We start from the raw sequence: 16727 nt of genomic DNA on the forward strand, positions 1-16727 counted from the left end.
TTCCTTGGGTTGGGCCGTGCGAGCGGGCGGTGCTATGCCGCCGCGGCGCGGGCATTGGTCAACGTATAGCCAAGTTTGAAATAATTTGTATCTAAATTTATATAAAAATGGGATAATCGCGCTTCGCTGATAGAATCCAATTTAATTGCTACAACTTGTTAGCGCAATGGGGAATCAATGCCATATACGGAGGAATGCGACCAGCGGCCGGATGTAACAAGGGCATATTGGATGCTGCGCATCCGCCCTGCGCGGCCGGCCGAGCCCACCTTCGCATTCTTTCCCCATGCCGGCGCCACCGCCCTGTCCATCGGCCGACTGCTGACGGCCTTGCCGCCGCAAGCGGGCGTCGCCGTGGCCGACCTGCCCCGCGGCGGCGGGCTCGACGACGGCACGCCTCCACGGCAGGCGGCGGCCGCCGCCCAGGCGCTGGCGCAAGGCCTGGCGGCGCTGTTCGAGCAGGATGCGCGGGCGCCCAGGCTGGTGCTGGTGGGCAACAGCTATGGCGCCTTGCTGGCCTATGAAACGGCCTGGCATCTGCTGGACACGGCGCTGTCGCCCGAACGCCTGGTCGTGTCGGGCTTTCGCGCGCCCGTCCTGCCTCCGGCGGACCCGCCCCTATACCGCCTGCCCCTGCCGCAGCTGCGCGCCGAGCTCAGCGCGCGCTACGGCGGGCCGCACGACGACGGCGGTTCCGCATGGGGCGGCGAACTCGGGGCGGAGGCCTTGCGGGCGGATCTGCAAGCCTGCGACACCTACCGGCACGCGCGCGCCGGCCGGCTGCCCCTGCCGATCGACGTCCTGCGCCTGACGCGCGATACGTCCACGCCGCTGGAAGACCTCCGCGCCTGGCAATCGGTCACCGACCGGCCGCTGCGCATGGCCGATTGCGCGGCGGGCCATTTTCCCTGGGCGGAGGCGCCGGAACTCATCGCCCGCACTCTCGTTCATCTGACGCAGGCAACTTAGGGCCGCAGGCCCTGCATGGAGCCAACCGTGAAACAACAGCTACGGGATTTACTGCAAGGCGGGCTCAACTCGAACATCCGCCGACTGGATAAGGTGGAGAAGGAAGTCCGCGCCTTGCTGGAGCTGGAGCCGCCCGAGTCGCCGGAAGAGCGGTTGTCGGCGAACTTGCGTGCGGGCGCCGCCGGCCGGGGCGACCAGGATCCGGCGCTGGCCCTGGTCCAGCATCTGCTGGCTGAACGGCTGGCCTGCCCGCAGCGGGCCCTGGGCCTGTTCGGCGTGGGCATATTGCACCTGGCCACCCACAAGTCCGAGGAATCGCGCTACGTCGGGCTGGATGACATCGGCGACGTGGAAGGGCTCGCCGCCCGGCTGGACCTCAAGGCCGCCGGCCCCGAAGACGCTTTGCGCGCCGGCGCCTTCACGCGCTTCCTGCTCGACGCCTACGGCCTGGAAGGCATGCTGGCGTTCGCCCGCGGCATGGAAAAAGGCGTGCCGCTGGACGAGGTCGCGCGCAAGGCGACCGGCAAGTCGCTGGCCATGCTGGAGCTCCAGTGGGGCGAAACGCTGTCGCGGGAGCAGCCCGCCAAGGGCTTGTGGCCCTTCGTGGTCTGGACGGTCGGGCTGCTGCGGCCCTATCGACTGTTCTGCATATTGCTGGTCGTGGGCATACTGATCCAGACGGCCTATGCCACCATGATGCCCATCTGGCTGAACGACTTGTTCGACGACGGCATCACGGCCCAGAATGCCGCCGTCATCTGGCGCACGCTGGCCTTGCTGGTGGGCGGCTTCCTGGTCACGTCGGCCGCGGGCGTCGCCATCGATTTCAGCGTCTCCACGCTGGGGCCGCGGGCGCTGAACGACGTGCGCACCCAGGTGTTCAGCAAGCTGCTCGCCTTGTCCTCGCGCTCCCTCAATCACTTCAAGAGCGGCGACATCGTCTCCATGTTCTCGGCCGACATGCAGGTCATCGAGAACGCGATCGTGCGCGCCGTGCCCGGCATCGTGTCCAAGGGATTCCTGATGCTGGGCTCGCTGATCACGGCGGTCATACTCGACTGGCGCATGGCGATCGCCACGATATCCCTGCTGGTCGTCGCCTTCTGGCTGCCGCGCCGGGTGGGGCGCCTGGCCGTGCGGGCGGCTTACGCGCGCAAGGTCGAGGACGGCAAGCTGGCGGGCTTCATCCGGGAGTCCGTGCAGCTGCTGCCGGTGATCCGCATACTGGGCATAGGCGCGCACCGCCGCGAACAGTTCGACGGCCACATCGACGACATCTACCAGGCCAGCCACCGGCAGTTCCTGATGGGCGAACTGACCGGGCGCGTGACGGTGTTCGCCATCAGCGCGGCCCAGCTCGGCATCATCGGGCTGGGCGCGATCCTGTCGCTCAACGGCACGGTCTCGGGCGGCGTGGTGGTGGCCTACATCGGCCTGCTGCTGGCCTTCGGCGGCTCCGCCGGCGCCATCGCCGCGCTGCTGCCGCCGGCCATACAGGCGGTGGGCAGCTGGCAGCGCGTTTCGACCGTGCTCGCCCAGCCCGACGACATCCCCGAGGCCGCGGCGGGAACCGTTTTCGACGCGCCCCTGGAGCGCGTGGCGTTCGACAACGTGTCCTTCAGCTACAGCGGCGACCGCCTGAACCTGCAGGACGTCTCGCTCGACACGCCCACGCCGCGGCGCATCGCCCTGGTGGGCCCGTCGGGTTCGGGCAAGAGCACCGTCATCAATCTGCTGTCCCGCAACTACGACGCCACCAGCGGCAGCATCTACTTGAACGACACCGATATCCGCGACATCGACAACCGGTCGCTGCGCTCCCTGATGGCCGTGGTCAACCAGGACACCACGCTGTTCGAAGGCTCCATCGCCTACAACATCCGTATCGGGCGGATGGACGCCAGCGACGAGGAGCTGCGGCGCGCGGCCAAAGCGGCCGAAATCCACGACTTCATCGCGTCCCTGCCGGCCGGCTACGACACCAACGTGGGCGAAGGCGGCAAGCTGCTGTCCGGCGGGCAGCGCCAGCGCATCGTGATCGCGCGGGCGCTGCTGCGCGATCCCCAGATACTGCTGCTGGACGAAGCCACCTCGGCGCTCGATGCCGAAGCCGAGGCGGCCATCAACAGCACGCTCGCCAAAGTCAGCGCCGACCGCGCGCTGTTTTCCGTCACCCACCGGCTGGCGTCATGCCCGGACATGGACCTGATCTGCGTCTTCCGCGACGGCAGGCTGGTCGAACAGGGCAGGCACGATGAATTGCTGCGGCTGGGCGGCGTCTATGCGGGCATGTGGGAGAAGCAGGCCGACATCTCCATCGCGAACGCCGGCCAGGACGTCGAGATCACCGTCGACCGCCTGCGCAAGATCCCCTTGTTCGCCAACGTGCCGGACGCGGACCTGGAACGCATACGCGGCAAGCTGCGCGTCGAGGAGGTCGAGGCCGATACCGTGCTGAGCATAGAAGGCACGACCGCCGGGCGCTTCTACATCATCGCGCGCGGCACGGTCGAAAGCTCGGTGCTGCTGGGCGACGGCAGCTCGCTGACCATGGAGATCCTGGAAGTGGGCGACTTCTTCGGCGAGTTCGCCCTGATCGAAGGGCTGCCCAACCCCACCACCTGCCGGACGCGCCACCCCTGCCTGCTGCTGTCGCTGAGCCGGCAGGATCTGCGCCACATCGCCGATCTGCATCGCAGCACGAGCGAGCAGTCCGACCTGGAAAAAGAAATCGCCGCCACTCTGGACCGCCGGCTGGATGCCAAGCTGGACGAGCTCATGAGCCGTCGCCTGGGGTCCGCCAACCCCAAGAGGCCCGCGCCCGCCCAGGCCGCCGACTGACTTCGAGGAGCCATCGTGAAGACGCCCGCCCCGATAGCCGAGCCCGCCATGCTGCCGCGCATTCTCGCGCGGCGGGCGGCCGATCCAGCGGATCGCTGGTCATATGTTTTCCTGGACAGCCAGGGCGGCGAGCAGTGCCGCTGGAATGCCGCCGAACTCGCGGCGCGGGCGCGGGCCGTTGCGGCGCGCCTCATGCGGGTCACCGAGCCGGGCGAGCCGGTCCTGCTGGTCTTCCAGGCCGGGCCGGCCTTCCTCGCCGCCTTCATGGGCTGCCTCTGGAGCGGCCGCCTGGCCACGCCCATCAACCCGCCGCGGCGCAATCGCCTGATCGAGCGGCTCGAAGCCGTCGCCGTGGATTCCTCGGCGCGCGTGGCGCTCACCAGCGCGGACCTCATCGATTCCATTGCGGAATGGCGCCAATCCAGCCGGCATCTCGGCGCGCTGGACTGGATTCCGACCGACGGCCTGCCCGAGGCGAACGGCCTGGAGCCCGCGGACGTCCCGGCCACGGACATCGCCTTCCTGCAGTACACCTCGGGCTCCACCGCCTCGCCCAAAGGCGTGCGCGTCAGCCACGGCAATCTGGTGGAGGACATGGCGCGCATGCAGCGGGCCTGGGCGCTGGACCCGTCCTCGGTCATGGTCAGCTGGCTGCCGGCCTTCCATGATCTGGGGCTGATCTTCGGGTTGCTGCAGCCCCTGTTTTCCGGCTGCGCATCGGTGCAGATGGCGCCCAATGCCTTTCTGCAGAAGCCGGCGCTGTGGCTGCAGGCGATCACCCGCTACCGGGGCACGCACTCGGCCGCCCCCAGCTTCGCCTACGATCTCTGCTGCCGCCGGATCGCGCCCGAGGACCGCGCCGGCCTGGACCTGAGCAGCCTCGCCATGACCATGAACGCCGCCGAGCCGATCAACCCCGCCGTGCTGGAGGAGTTCTCGCTCGCCTTCGGGCCCCGGGGCTTTCGCCGCGAGGCCTTCGCCCCGGCCTACGGCCTGGCCGAGAGCACGCTGGCCGTCACGGCGAACCCGGTGGGCGCGGCCCCCGTCATGCGCAGCTTCGACGTTGCGGCGCTGGAGCGCGGCCAGGCCCGTATCCTGCCCGACGGCGCCCCGGGCGGGCGCGTGATGCCGGGCAGCGGCCGGGCGCTGCCCGACGTGCCCATCGCCATCGTCGATCCCGACACCCTGGCGCGTCGCGGGCCGCATGAAATCGGCGAAATCTGGGTCGGCGGGCCCACCATCGCCGCGGGCTATTGGCGGCGGCCGGACGAAACCCGGGACACCTTCGGCGCCCGGATCGCCGGCGAAACGGACGGCGCGCAGTATCTGCGCACGGGCGACCTGGGCGTCGTGAAGGACGGCGAGCTATTCGTGACGGGGCGCATCAAAGACCTCATCATTCTCGGCGGCGCCAATTTCTACCCGCACGACATCGAGCGGGTGGCGCAGAACGCCCACGATGCCTTGCGCCGCGACAACGGCGCGGCCTTCGCCATCGCGTCCGACGACGTGGAGGGCGGGCGCGAGCAGGTCGTGCTGGTGCAGGAGCTAGAGCGTTCGCGGCGCGGGGAAGCGCCCGAACCCATCATCCAGGCCATCGTCGAATCGGTATGGCGCAACCTGGAGCTGCCCTTGGCGCACGTGGCGCTGGTGATGCCCGGATCCGTGCTGCGCACCTCCAGCGGCAAGATCCAGCGCCTGGCGAACAAGCGCGCCTTCCTGGAAGGCAGCCTGCCCATTATCGCAAGCTGGCGCCGCATGGGCCTGGAACCCGCAAGGGCCGGCGCGGCCGCATCCGCGCCGGCCGGCGCAATGGACGCGGCCTCCCTCACCGGCTGGCTGACGGGCTGGCTGGCCGGGCGGCTCGGGCTGCCGGAACGCGCGCTGGACGCGGGCCGGGGCTTCGCCGAAATGGGCCTGGATTCCCTCGGCTCCGCCGAACTGGCGCTGGCATTGGGGGAAAGGCTGGGCGCCGAGGTGCCGGAAACCATCGCCTTCGATCATCCGACCATTGCGCGGCTGGTCGCGCACTTCGCGCCCAGCGAGCGGGCCGCCGCCGCGCCTGCCGGCGCCAAGCAGCCGGTTGCGGCGCCGCCGTCCGAGGGCGGCGATCTCGAAGACTTGTTGAGCGCGATTGAAAGGGGGGAGCCGTGACGGACCAAGCCAGGCAGGCGCTGCGCGAGCGCATTTCGCGGCTGGACGCCGACCAGGTCGTTGCGCTGGTCACCGGCCTGCAGCAGCGCATCGATGCGCTGCGCGCGGACCAGGCGGGCCGGGACGACGCGTCGCTGGTGGCCGTGATCGGCCTGGGCTGCCGCTTCCCGGGGGCCGAGGACGCCGCCGCCTTCCGCCGCCTGCTGCAGGAAGGCGCGGACGCGATCGGCGAGCCGCCGCCGGACCGCCCCGAACGCGATACGCTGCCGCGCGGCGGCTATGTGCGGGGCGTGGAGTGCTTCGATGCACCGTTCTTCGGCATGCGGGACAGCGAAGCCGCCCACATGGATCCGCAGCATCGAATGCTGCTCGAAGTCGCCTGGCATGCGCTCGAAGACGCCGGCGCGGCCGATCCCGGGCGGCGTCCGCGGGCGGCCGGGGTGTTCGTCGGCATCAGCACCCATGACTACGAAGCGCGCTTCCACGCGCCCGGCCAGGGCTTCACGCCGCAGGCGACGACCGGCAATTCCGCCAGCGCGGCCGCCGGCCGCCTGGCCCATCTGCTCGACATCACCGGCCCGGCGCTGGCCATCGACACCGCCTGCTCCTCGTCGCTCGTGGCCGTGCATGCGGCCTGCCGCAGCCTGCAGGCCGGCGAATGCGACATGGCGATCGCCGGCGGGGTCAACGCCCTGGTCTCCGATGCGCTGACGCGCGGCTTCGCCGCGGCGGGCATGCTCAGCCCCAGCCACGCCTGCCGTACCTTCGACGCCTCCGCGGACGGCTATGTGCGCGGCGAAGGCGCGGGTTTCGTGGTGCTGAAACGCCTGTCCGACGCGCTGCGGGACGGCGACCGGATCCGGGCCGTCGTGCGCGGCGGCGCGGTCAACCATGACGGGCGCGCCAGCTCCCTGACGGCGCCCAATGCATCCGCGCAGGCGGGCTTGATACGCGCGGCGCTGAAAGACGCCGGTCTGCGGCCGGCCGACGTGCAGGTGGTGGAATGCCACGGGACCGGCACGCCGCTGGGCGATCCCATCGAGACCCAGGCGCTGGCCGAAGCCTACGGCCCCGGGCGCGGCGAGGCCCTGCTGCTGGGTGCGGTCAAGACCAATATCGGGCATCTGGAGGCGGCCGCCGGCATCGCCGGCCTGATCAAGCTCGTGCTGATGCTGGAAGCGGGGCGGCTGCCGCCCACCTTGCACCAGTCATCGCCCAATCCCCGCATCCCCTGGGACCGGCTGCCCTTGCGGGTGGTGGATCGCGCTCAGGCCTGGCCGCCGGCGCCCGTCCGGCGCGCGGCGGTCAGCAGCTTCGGTTTCAGCGGCACCAACGCCCATCTCATACTCGAAGCCGCGCCGCCGCGCGATCCGTCCGCGGCGGCCGCGGAGCGGGCCGGCCCGCTGGTGCTTCCCTTGTCGGCGCGCGATGAGGCGGGGCTGGCGCGGCTGGGCCGGCGGCTGGCCGCATGGATGGCGCAAGAGCAGCCCGATCCCCGCGGCGTCGCGGCCTCCCTGGCTCTGGGGCGCGGCGGACATCCGTTCAGGGCGGCGGTCGCGGGCGAGGACGCCGAAGCGCTCCTGGCCGGGCTGAACGAGGTCGCGGCCGGGCAGGCGCCCGCCGGCGGCGCCCGTGGAACGGCCATGCGGGCCGCTCCGCGCATCGCTTTCCTGTTCACGGGGCAGGGCAGCCAATGGCCCGGCATGGGCAAGGGTCTGTACCAGGACGACCCCGTGTTCAGGCGAGCCGTCGACCATTGCGCGGCGGTGGTGGATCCCTTGATCGGCGCGTCCTTGACGCGCCTGATGTTCGACGACGCATCCGCCCAGGAGGGCGTTTCCCTGACCGACACGCGCATCGCCCAGCCCGCGCTGTTCGTGCTTGGCTATGCGCTGGCCGAGCGCCTGGCGGCCTGGGGCATCGAGCCCGAGTTCGTCATGGGGCACAGCCTGGGCGAATACGTGGCGGCCTGCCGGGCCGGGGTGTTTTCCCTGGAGGACGCCCTCCGTCTGGTGGCCGAGCGCGGGCGCCTCATGGGGGCGGCCGCTCCCGGCGGCGCCATGGCGGCGGTCTTCGCGCCGCCCTCCTGCTTGTCCGAACTGCCCGGCGGCCTTGCGGCCGCCATCGATCTTGCCGCCGTCAACTCGCCCGACGAGTGCGTGATCTCCGGAGAGTCGGCCGCCGTCGGCCGGGTGTGCGAGGCCCTGGAAGCCCGGGGCATCGCATCCCAGGCCTTGCGGACTTCGCACGCCTTCCATTCGCGGCTGATGGAGCCCGCGCTCGAGCCCTACGCCCGGGCCTTGTCCGGCCTGCGCTTGTCGCGGCCTCGGCTGGCCCTGATTTCCAATTCGACCGGCACGGCGGACGCCGCTTTCGATACGCCTGAGTACTGGACGGACCACATCCGGCAGCCGGTCCGTTTCGCCGATGGGATAGGCGCGCTCGCCCGCATGGGCGCGAACGTGCTGATCGAGGTGGGCGCGGCGCCCAATCTGGTCGGCTCGGCGGCGCGCTGCCCGGGCTACGCGGATGCGCCGCCGGTGCTGGTCCCGACCTTGCGCCGCAACCAGCCCGCCTGGCGCTCGCTGGGCGGCATGCTGGCCCAGTTGTACGCGGCCGGCGTGCCGCTGCGCTGGGAAGCGCTTTATGACCCGGCCGAACGCGGCGAGACGCCGGGCTATCCCTTCGAGCCCCGCCGCCACTGGATCGCAAAAACACCGGTCATGGCGCTGTCCGCCGCCGAGGGCGCGGCTGAATTTTCTGCGATCGGCTCCCCGACGGCCGGCGTCCCGGCGACCGCCGTTGCAGCCACGGCCACGGATGCCGACGGGGCCGCGGCCCAGCCCGCCGTGGCGCTCGCGGACGACATCGCCGCCTTCCTGGCGCGCGCCCTGCAGCTACCGGCCGCCGACCAGCGTTCCGACCGCGGCTTCCTGGAAATGGGGGTCGATTCCCTGGCGCTCACCGAGGCGGTCGCCGCCATGGAGCGCAAGTGGGGCATTTCGATTCCGCGCCGGGCTTTGTTCGAGGCCCTGAACACTCCTTTGCGCCTGATCGAGCATGTGCTGGCGCAAGTCGGCGGCAAGCGGCCCGCCGCGCCGGCGCCTGCCGCGGCACCGGCGCCGGTGACGGACGCCGAGGCGAATGCCGCCGTGCCGGACGCCAGGGCCGCGCTTGCGGGCGCGCCGGGCGCCCAGGCGCCGAATGCGCCCGCGTCGCTTGCCGCGTCCGTGCCGGCGACGCTTGCCCGCCTGGAGCTCGGCGCCGAGCAGGCGAGCGGCCTGGCCGAATTTTCCCAGGCCTACATTCAGCGCAGCCGGGCGTCGCGCGACCAGCGCATCCGCTACGGCGCCCATCTGGCCGACAGCCGCGCCGTGGCGGGGTTCCGCCCCGAAACCAAGAACATGCTGTACCCCATCGTGGGCGCGCGCGCGCAGGGCAGCGAATTGTTCGACGTGGACGGCAATCGCTATGTCGACATCGCCATGGGGTTCGGCGTGCAGCTCTTCGGCCATAGTGCGCCCTTCATCGCCGAGGCCATCAACCGGCACCTGGGCGAACGCGGCCTGTTCATCGGTCCGCAGGCGCACCTGGCCGGCGACGTGGCGCAGCGCTTGTGCCGCCTGACCGGCAACGCCCGCGCCGCCTTCTGCAACAGCGGCACCGAGGCGGTCATGACCGCGCTCAGGCTGGCCCGCCACGCCACCGGGCGCCGGCGCATCGCCATGTTCCAAGGGTCTTACCATGGCCATTTCGACGGGGTGCTCGCCCAGCCGGGGCCGGATGGCAAGGCCGCGCCGATGGCGGGCGGCACCCCGCCCGGCATGGCCGAGGACATCCTGCTGCTCGATTACGGCGACGAAGCCGGCTCGCTGGAGCGCCTGGCGCGCGAAGGGCAGTCGCTGGCCGCCGTGCTGGTCGAGCCCGTGCAGGGCCGCCGCCCCGACCGGCAGCCGCGGGAGTTCTTGCAGCGCTTGCGGGCGCTGACCCGCTCGACGGGCACGGCCCTGATCTTCGACGAGGTGCTGCTGGGCTTCCGCGTGGCGCTGGGCGGCGCCCAGGCCTGGGCGGATGTCCGCGCCGACCTCGTCACTTACGGCAAAATCGTGGGCGGCGGCCTGCCCATAGGGGTCGTGGCCGGCGAGGCGCGCTACCTGGATGCCCTGGACGGCGGCGCCTGGCCGCTGGACGCCGCGGGCTCGCCCCGGGGCGAACGCACCTTTTTTGCGGGCACCTTCAACAAGAACCCGCTGGCCATGGCCGCTTCCCTGGCCGTGCTGGAACACCTGGAATCCGCCGGCCCCGGGCTGCAGGAAACCTTGAACGAACGCACGCGCGCATTCGCCGAGCGGCTGAACCGCATGCTGGCGGAAGAAGCATGCGGCATATCGGTGCACAGTTTTTCCTCCCTGTTCCGTTTCATCGGGGCCGGCGACCTGTTCTACAACCACATGATCCAGAACGGCGTCTACGTCTGGGAAGGGCGCACCTGCTTTCTTTCCACCGCGCACAGCGAAGAAGACCTGCTGACGATAGAGGACGCCGTGCGTGATTCCGTCCGCGGCATGCGGGCCGCCGGCATGCTGGCGCCCGCGCGGGCATCGACACAGACGCCGGCGCAGGCGTTCGCGCCGGCGCCCGAGGCCAAGGCGCTCATGGCCATGCCGTCCGGGCCCGAGGTCCTGCCCGCCGCGCCGGGCCAGACCGCCTTGCGCATGCTGGCGGCGTTCAGCCCCGAAGCGTCGGCCGCCTACAACCAGACGCTGCTCTTCGATCTGCGAGGCAAGCTGGAGCCGGCCGTGCTGCGCGCGGCCCTGGAAGCCGTCTGCCGGCGCCACGAAGCCTTGCGCACGACCTTTCCCGAAGACGGCGAAACGCAAGCCGTCCATGCCGAGCTGGCGCCCGATTTCCGCACCTTGCGCTGGCGGGACGCCGAAAGCGCCTTCCAGCACTGGCTGGACGGCAGGGCGCTGGTTCCCATGGATCTCGAGCATGGTCCCATGCTGACGGCCTGGCTGGTCGAGTTCGCGCCCGAACATCACCGGCTGGTGCTGATCATGCCGCATCTCGTCGTCGACGGTTGGTCCATGCAGGTGATCGCCCTGGAGCTCGCGGAGCTGTACAACGCGGCGCTGCGGGGACGCGCGCCCGAACTGGCCGAGGCCGTGCCGTATCGCCGCTATGCCGACCATGCCAGGCGGCGGGCCGAGGACGCGGGCGCGGCCGACTACTGGAATTCGGTATACCGGACCATTCCGCCGCCGCTGGACCTGCCGGCGGACCGTCCGCGGCCCGCCTTGCAGAGCTATGCGGGCGCGCGCGCCGCCTTGCGCGTGCCGCCCGAGCTGCGGACCGGGCTCGAAGCCTTGGGGCGCCGGATCGGATGCAGCCTGTTTTCCGTTTGCCTGGCCGCCTACGGAAAACTGCTTGCACGCTTGTCGGGCCGGCGCGACCTCGTGGTCGCCGTCTTCTCCGCCGGGCAGCCCGAGCTCGCCGCGACATCGCTGGTGGGCTATTGCGTGGGTGTGCTGCCCCTGCGGCTGGATCTGGACGAGTCCCAGCCGCAGGCGGCGCTCCTGGCCCAGGCGCAGCGCGCCGTCGCGCAGGGCATGGCGCGGCGCGACTACCCCTACGCGCGCCTGCTCAAGGGGCTGAAGCTGCGCCGAGACCCATCGCGGCCTCCCCTGGCGTCGGTGTCCTTCAACCTCGACCGCATCGACGCGCTGCCCCGGTTCGACGGCCTGGACACGCGCATCGACGCCAATGCACACGGCGCGGTGCGCTGGGACCTGAACTGGAACATTCTGGCCGATGCCGACGGCCTGCTGATCGACGCCTTCTACAACCGCGATCTGTTCGATGCCGAACGGGTCGAGTCCTGGCTGCGGCAGTATGCCGGCATCCTCGAAGCCTTCGTACGGGATGGAACGGACGCTGTGCCCAGCCTGGCCGGGCAAGTCGCGCGCGCCGCGGCGGCAACGCCGTCGGCGCTTGCCCTGCGCGACGCCCTGGGCGCCGTCGACTACGCCACGCTGGATGCCGAGGCCCATGCCTTGGCCGGGGAGCTGGCCCGTTCCGGCATCGGAGCCGGCGACAGGGTGGCGTTTCGCCTGCCGCGCGGGCTGGGGCCCGTCGTGGCCATGCTTGCCGCCTTGCGCCTGGGCGCGGCCTTCGTGCCGCTGGATGAAGACCATCCCGATGAACACCATGCCTACGTGCTGCGCGACAGCGGGGCGAAGGCCCTGGTGGTCGCGGACGGCGCGCGGGCGGCCTTCGACGGCGTCGCCGTGCTGGCATGGCGGCGCGGCCTGGCCGCCGGCGGCCCCGCGCCGCTGCCGGCGCCCGTCGCCGCCCGGGACATCGCCTACGTCCTGTACACCTCGGGCTCCACCGGCAGGCCCAAGGGCGTCATGGTGCCGCATGGCGCCATCGCCGCCTACGTGCCGGCCATGCTGAAACGCCTCGGCATGGCCGGGCCGCCGTCATTCGCCATGGTGTCCTCCTTTGCCGCCGACCTGGGCTATACCTCGGTATTCGGCGCGCTCTGGAGCGGCGGCGCGCTGCACGCCATAGACGCGGAAACCGCCAGAGATCCCGCCGCGCTGGCGTCCTGGGTGCGGCAGACGCCGTTCGACGTGCTCAAGATCGTGCCGGCGCACCTGGCGGCGCTGCTGGATTCGCCCGATGCGGAAGGGCTGCTGCCGCGCGGGGCCCTGATCCTGGGCGGCGACGTCCTGGCCTGGCGCCTCGTCGACCGCCTGCGCGCCCTGGGGGCGGCGTGCCGGATCTTCAACCACTACGGCCCCACCGAGACCACGGTGGGCGCCTGCATGACCGAAGCCCTGCCCGAATTGCGCGCGGACGGCGACCACGCCGTTCCCATCGGCCACCCGCTGGACGGCTATGGCGTCGAGCTCCTGGATGCCGATGGCCGCCCGGTGGCGGCGGGCGGCGAAGGCGAGATCGTCATCTCCGGCCCTGCGGTGGCCGCCGGCTACACCCAGCCGGAGCCCGCCGGCAAGGAGAGCTTCCGGCGGGCGGACGACGGCACGCGCAGCTATCGCAGCGGCGACCTCGGCCGCCGGCGTCCGGACGGGCGCATCGTTTTTCTTGGGCGCGGCGACGACATGGTCAAGATACGCGGCCACCGGATCGAACCGGCGGGCCTGGCCGAGGCCCTGCGCGCGCATGCGGGCGTGCGCGACGCCGTCGTGCTGGTCGACAGGCGCGACGGCCGCGAGCCCGCGCTGGCGGCGGCGGTGGCGGGCGACGTGGACGGCGAGGCATTGCGGACCTGGCTCGCCGGACGCGTGCCGGCGGCCATGGTGCCGCGGCGCATCCTCTCGCTTCCCGCCTTGCCCCTCACCGTCAATGGCAAGATCGACCGCCAGGCCTTGCTGGCTTCATTGGCCGGCGCGCCGGCCGGCGATCCCGCCGCCGGCGCCGGGCCCGGCGCGGAAGATTCCGTCCTGGACCAGATCCGCGGCCTATGGCGCGAGGTCCTCCAGACGGAGTCCGTGGGGCCGGACGACGATTTCTTCGCCTTGGGCGGCGATTCCATCATGGCCATCCAGATCGTGGGGCGGGCCCGCCGGCTGGGCTGGGCGCTGACGCCGGCGCAGGTGTTCCAGGCTCCGACGCCCAGGGGCCTGGCGCGGCTGGCCGTGCCGGTGGGCGGCATGGCGGGCCGCGAACCGCTGCGGGAGGCCGTGCCGCTCACGCCCATACAGCAATGGTTCACCGAAATACCGATGCCTGACCGGAATCGCTGGTGCCTGGCGGCGGTGTTCCGCTATCCGGGCCGGGTCGACGCGGACGGCCTGCTCGCCGTTGCCCGCGCACTCCAGGCCACCCACGACGCCTTGCGCATGCGCTGGATTCCCACGGCCGGCGGCATGGCGCAGCAACTGGCCGATGCCGCCGATCCCGGCGTGCGCGTGGTCGAGGCGGCAGGGCTGGACGAGCCCGGCCTGGCGCGGCGCGAAGACGCCCTGGCCGACGAACTGATGGACACCCTGGACCTGGCCGAAGGCCGTGTATTCGCGCTCGGGGCGCTGCAGGTTTCGGCGCGGCAGGCCAGGCTCGTCGCCGTCGTGCACCATGCGCTGTCCGACATGGTGTCCTGGTCCATACTCGCGGACGACCTGCGGGCCGGGCTGGCCGGCGGCCCGGCCTCGATCCGCGCCGCCTCCACTTCCTGGTCGTGGTGGGCCCGGGCCCTGGCGGGCCGGGCGCAGGCGGCAAGCGCGTCCCTGGGATTCTGGCAGGACATGCTGCGCCTGGCCGGGGACTGCGTTCCGCTGCCCATGGACCGGCCCGGCCATGCCAACACCGAAGGCGAGGCGGCCGACAGAAGGCTGGCATTGCCGGCCGACGAGTCCGCCGGATTCCTCGGCGGCATGGCCTCCGTTTTCGGCTTGCGGCCGCACGAGGCGGTGCTGGCCGCGGTGGGCATGGCGGTGTCCGCCTGGGCGGGCGGCGCCTGCCTGCTGGACCTGGAAGGGCATGGGCGCCAGCCTTTCGACCCGGCCATCGATCTGTCGCGCACCATAGGCTGGTTCACCACCCGTTATCCCTTCGTGGTGCCGGCGGCGTCCGACGACGTCCCGGCGTGGACCGTGACGCTGAAAGAGCGCCTGAGGGCCACGCCGGAAGGGGGGATGGGCTACGGGCTGCTGCGCTACGGCGGCCACCCGGACTTGCGGGCCGAGCCGCCGGTGTCCTTCAACTTCGTCGGGGAGATCGGCCAGTTCGGCAGCCGCGGGCTGGACCTGCTGCGCCTGGCGCCGGGCAGCGAGCGCGCGCCGCAGGCTTCCCGGCGCCACGTGCTGGCTTTCGACGTCTGGCTGGACGGGGGCGCCATCGTGCTGTCATGCCGGCATTCGCCCGGGCACGAGGCGGCCACGGTGGACGCCTTGCTGGACCGCGTGCGGCAGGCCGTGCGGCGCCTGTCGGCGGCCTGCGCCGGATCGTCCGCGGCCGTGTATACGCCGTCCGACTTCACGGGCATGGATTTTTCCCAAGATGAGCTCGATGAATTGATGGGGCGGATCGACGATGCCGGAATGGCGCAAGGAGTGCCCCAGCCATGACGCCGTTTCCGCTGCATTTCCACTGGCTGGTGAATGATCTCCATGTTTGCGCCGGCCCGCCTTCCAATGGGCAGCCCTGGTGCCTGGACGTCGACGTCTGGCGCCCCGAAACGGGCGAAGGCGAATTCATGCTGTGGGACGCCAACAGCCCGTGGGGGCTGGTGCGGCGCGACCCGCGCTCGCGCACCATCATGTCCGTCTCGCCCGTGGGGCGCGAGCGCGATCTGCTGATCGTGGCCGAGCAGGGCATAGGCGACATCATCCAGCAGTTGCGCTACGTGCCGCCCGTGGCCGCGCAATTCAGCCGCGTGCGGATACAGTGCAATCCCGAACTGCATCGCCTGATCCGCCTGCAGGCGCCGGGCATGGTCATGGAGCCGGTCACGCCGGACCAGGCGCTGGCCGACCCGCCCAAGGCGCGGGTGTCGCTGATGCGCATGGGCGCCCTGTGCTCCGACCCCAGCCGCGGCGCAGCCTATCTGACCGCCGCGCGCCGCCCGGGCGCGCATCTCGCGGAGCGCCCGCAAGCCGGCCTGCGCGTGGGGCTGAACTGGTCGGCGAACCGCAGAGGCTTGGCCTGGGACATCAAGTCGATTCCGCTGGGCCTGCTGGAGCGCCTGGTCGCGGACCACCCCGACGTCCGTTGGGTCAGCGTGCAATGGGGGGACGACGAGACGGCCCTGGACGCGGCGCCCTGGGCGTCCGGCATCGAGCGTTGCGGGCGCAGCGTGCGCGACGTGGCCGACCTGGCCGAAATCATCGCGGGGCTGGACCTGCTCATCACCATAGACAGCGCGCCCGCTCATGTGGCGGGGGCGCTGGGCGTTCCGGTCTGGACCTTGCTCAGCAACCCCTGCAGCTGGCGCTGGGGCCTGGACAGCGAAGAAACCGCCCTGTACCGCAGCATGCGCCTGATCCGGCAGACGGTGTCCGGCGACTGGCCGGAATGCCTGGCAAGGATGTCGGAGCAGCTGCGCCAGGCCGGGCATTCCACCGATCCGTTCCGCGCCAAAGACGGCGCGCCGGCGCCGGAGCCGGGGCCGGTTGCCCCGGGCGCGCGCAACGGCCCGGCGCCGGTGTCGCTGTCCGATGCGCTCGATCAGTGCGAACGGCACCCCAGCCTGCGGGCGGCCTTCGTGGCGCGGCCGCTCGAATTCCTCGAAGCGCAAGGGGTGCGCCTGTGGCCGCGCGACTACCGCGGCCTCAATCAGGTGTTCAAGGCCATGGTGGACTTTCACGGAGGCTTTTCTTGGTGCTCGCCCCTTAAGTCGCTACAATCAGCTACTTTCAACACAACGGTTACCTCATGAGTCTCTCTAGCGAAAAAATCGGCGAGGTTCTGGTGATTTCGGCGTCCGGCCAGATCAACAGCGCGAATGCGGCGGAAGTTGAAACCGGCCTGCTGGGCTATGTGGAACGGGGCGAGCGCCTGTGCGCGCTGGACCTCAGCGGCCTGGACTACATTTCGAGCGCCGGAATGCGGGTCATCCTGATGCTGGCCAAGCGCCTGAAGCAGAACTCCGGGCAACTGGTGCTGTGCAGCCTGCAGCCGCACGTGCACGAAGTATTCGACATCAGCGGTTTCCTGGCGATACTGACGGTGGTCGACGACCGCGCCACGGCGGTGGCCCGGCTCGCGGCCGCATAGCCAATGGCGGCGCCGGCGGCGCG

The 16727-nt window shown here is 71.2% G+C and carries 6 protein-coding genes; all 6 read left to right on the forward strand.

Translation table 11 applies throughout. The features are described 5' to 3' along the window. The first annotated feature begins 231 nt into the window (after positions 1-231). Genes H0A72_RS06065 through H0A72_RS06090 form a run of 6 tightly spaced genes read left to right on the forward strand, consistent with a single transcriptional unit; the run spans position 232 to position 16704 of the window. Entirely contained in the window at positions 232-969 is a 738-nt protein-coding gene (locus tag H0A72_RS06065; protein WP_180154177.1) for a thioesterase II family protein, read from the forward strand. A gap of 27 nt (positions 970-996) precedes the next feature. Next, on the forward strand, positions 997-3810 hold the full coding sequence (locus tag H0A72_RS06070) for an ATP-binding cassette domain-containing protein (RefSeq protein ID WP_180154178.1): 2814 nt from the start codon (positions 997-999) through the stop codon (positions 3808-3810). A 15-nt stretch (positions 3811-3825) separates the two neighbouring features. Then, positions 3826-5964 (forward strand): AMP-binding protein, encoded by a 2139-nt coding sequence (locus H0A72_RS06075; protein ID WP_343060148.1) that lies wholly within the window; start codon positions 3826-3828, stop codon positions 5962-5964. Continuing rightward, a complete protein-coding gene (locus H0A72_RS06080; RefSeq protein ID WP_180154179.1) occupies positions 5961-15056 on the forward strand; it encodes an amino acid adenylation domain-containing protein in 9096 nt (3031 codons plus the stop codon). The genes H0A72_RS06075 and H0A72_RS06080 overlap by 4 nt, the downstream gene beginning before the upstream one ends. Next, positions 15053-16366, forward strand: coding sequence for a glycosyltransferase family 9 protein (locus H0A72_RS06085; RefSeq protein WP_180154180.1), 1314 nt, complete (start codon positions 15053-15055; stop codon positions 16364-16366). Before H0A72_RS06080 ends, H0A72_RS06085 begins: the two co-directional genes overlap by 4 nt. Beyond that, the gene (locus H0A72_RS06090; protein ID WP_180154181.1) at positions 16363-16704 is read left to right on the forward strand and encodes an STAS domain-containing protein; all 342 of its coding nucleotides are present in this window, start codon (positions 16363-16365) and stop codon (positions 16702-16704) included. The genes H0A72_RS06085 and H0A72_RS06090 overlap by 4 nt, the downstream gene beginning before the upstream one ends. The last annotated feature ends 23 nt before the right edge of the window (positions 16705-16727 follow it).

Source organism: Parapusillimonas granuli (assembly GCF_013416525.1).
Classification (GTDB): Bacteria; Pseudomonadota; Gammaproteobacteria; order Burkholderiales; family Burkholderiaceae_B; genus Parapusillimonas; species Parapusillimonas granuli.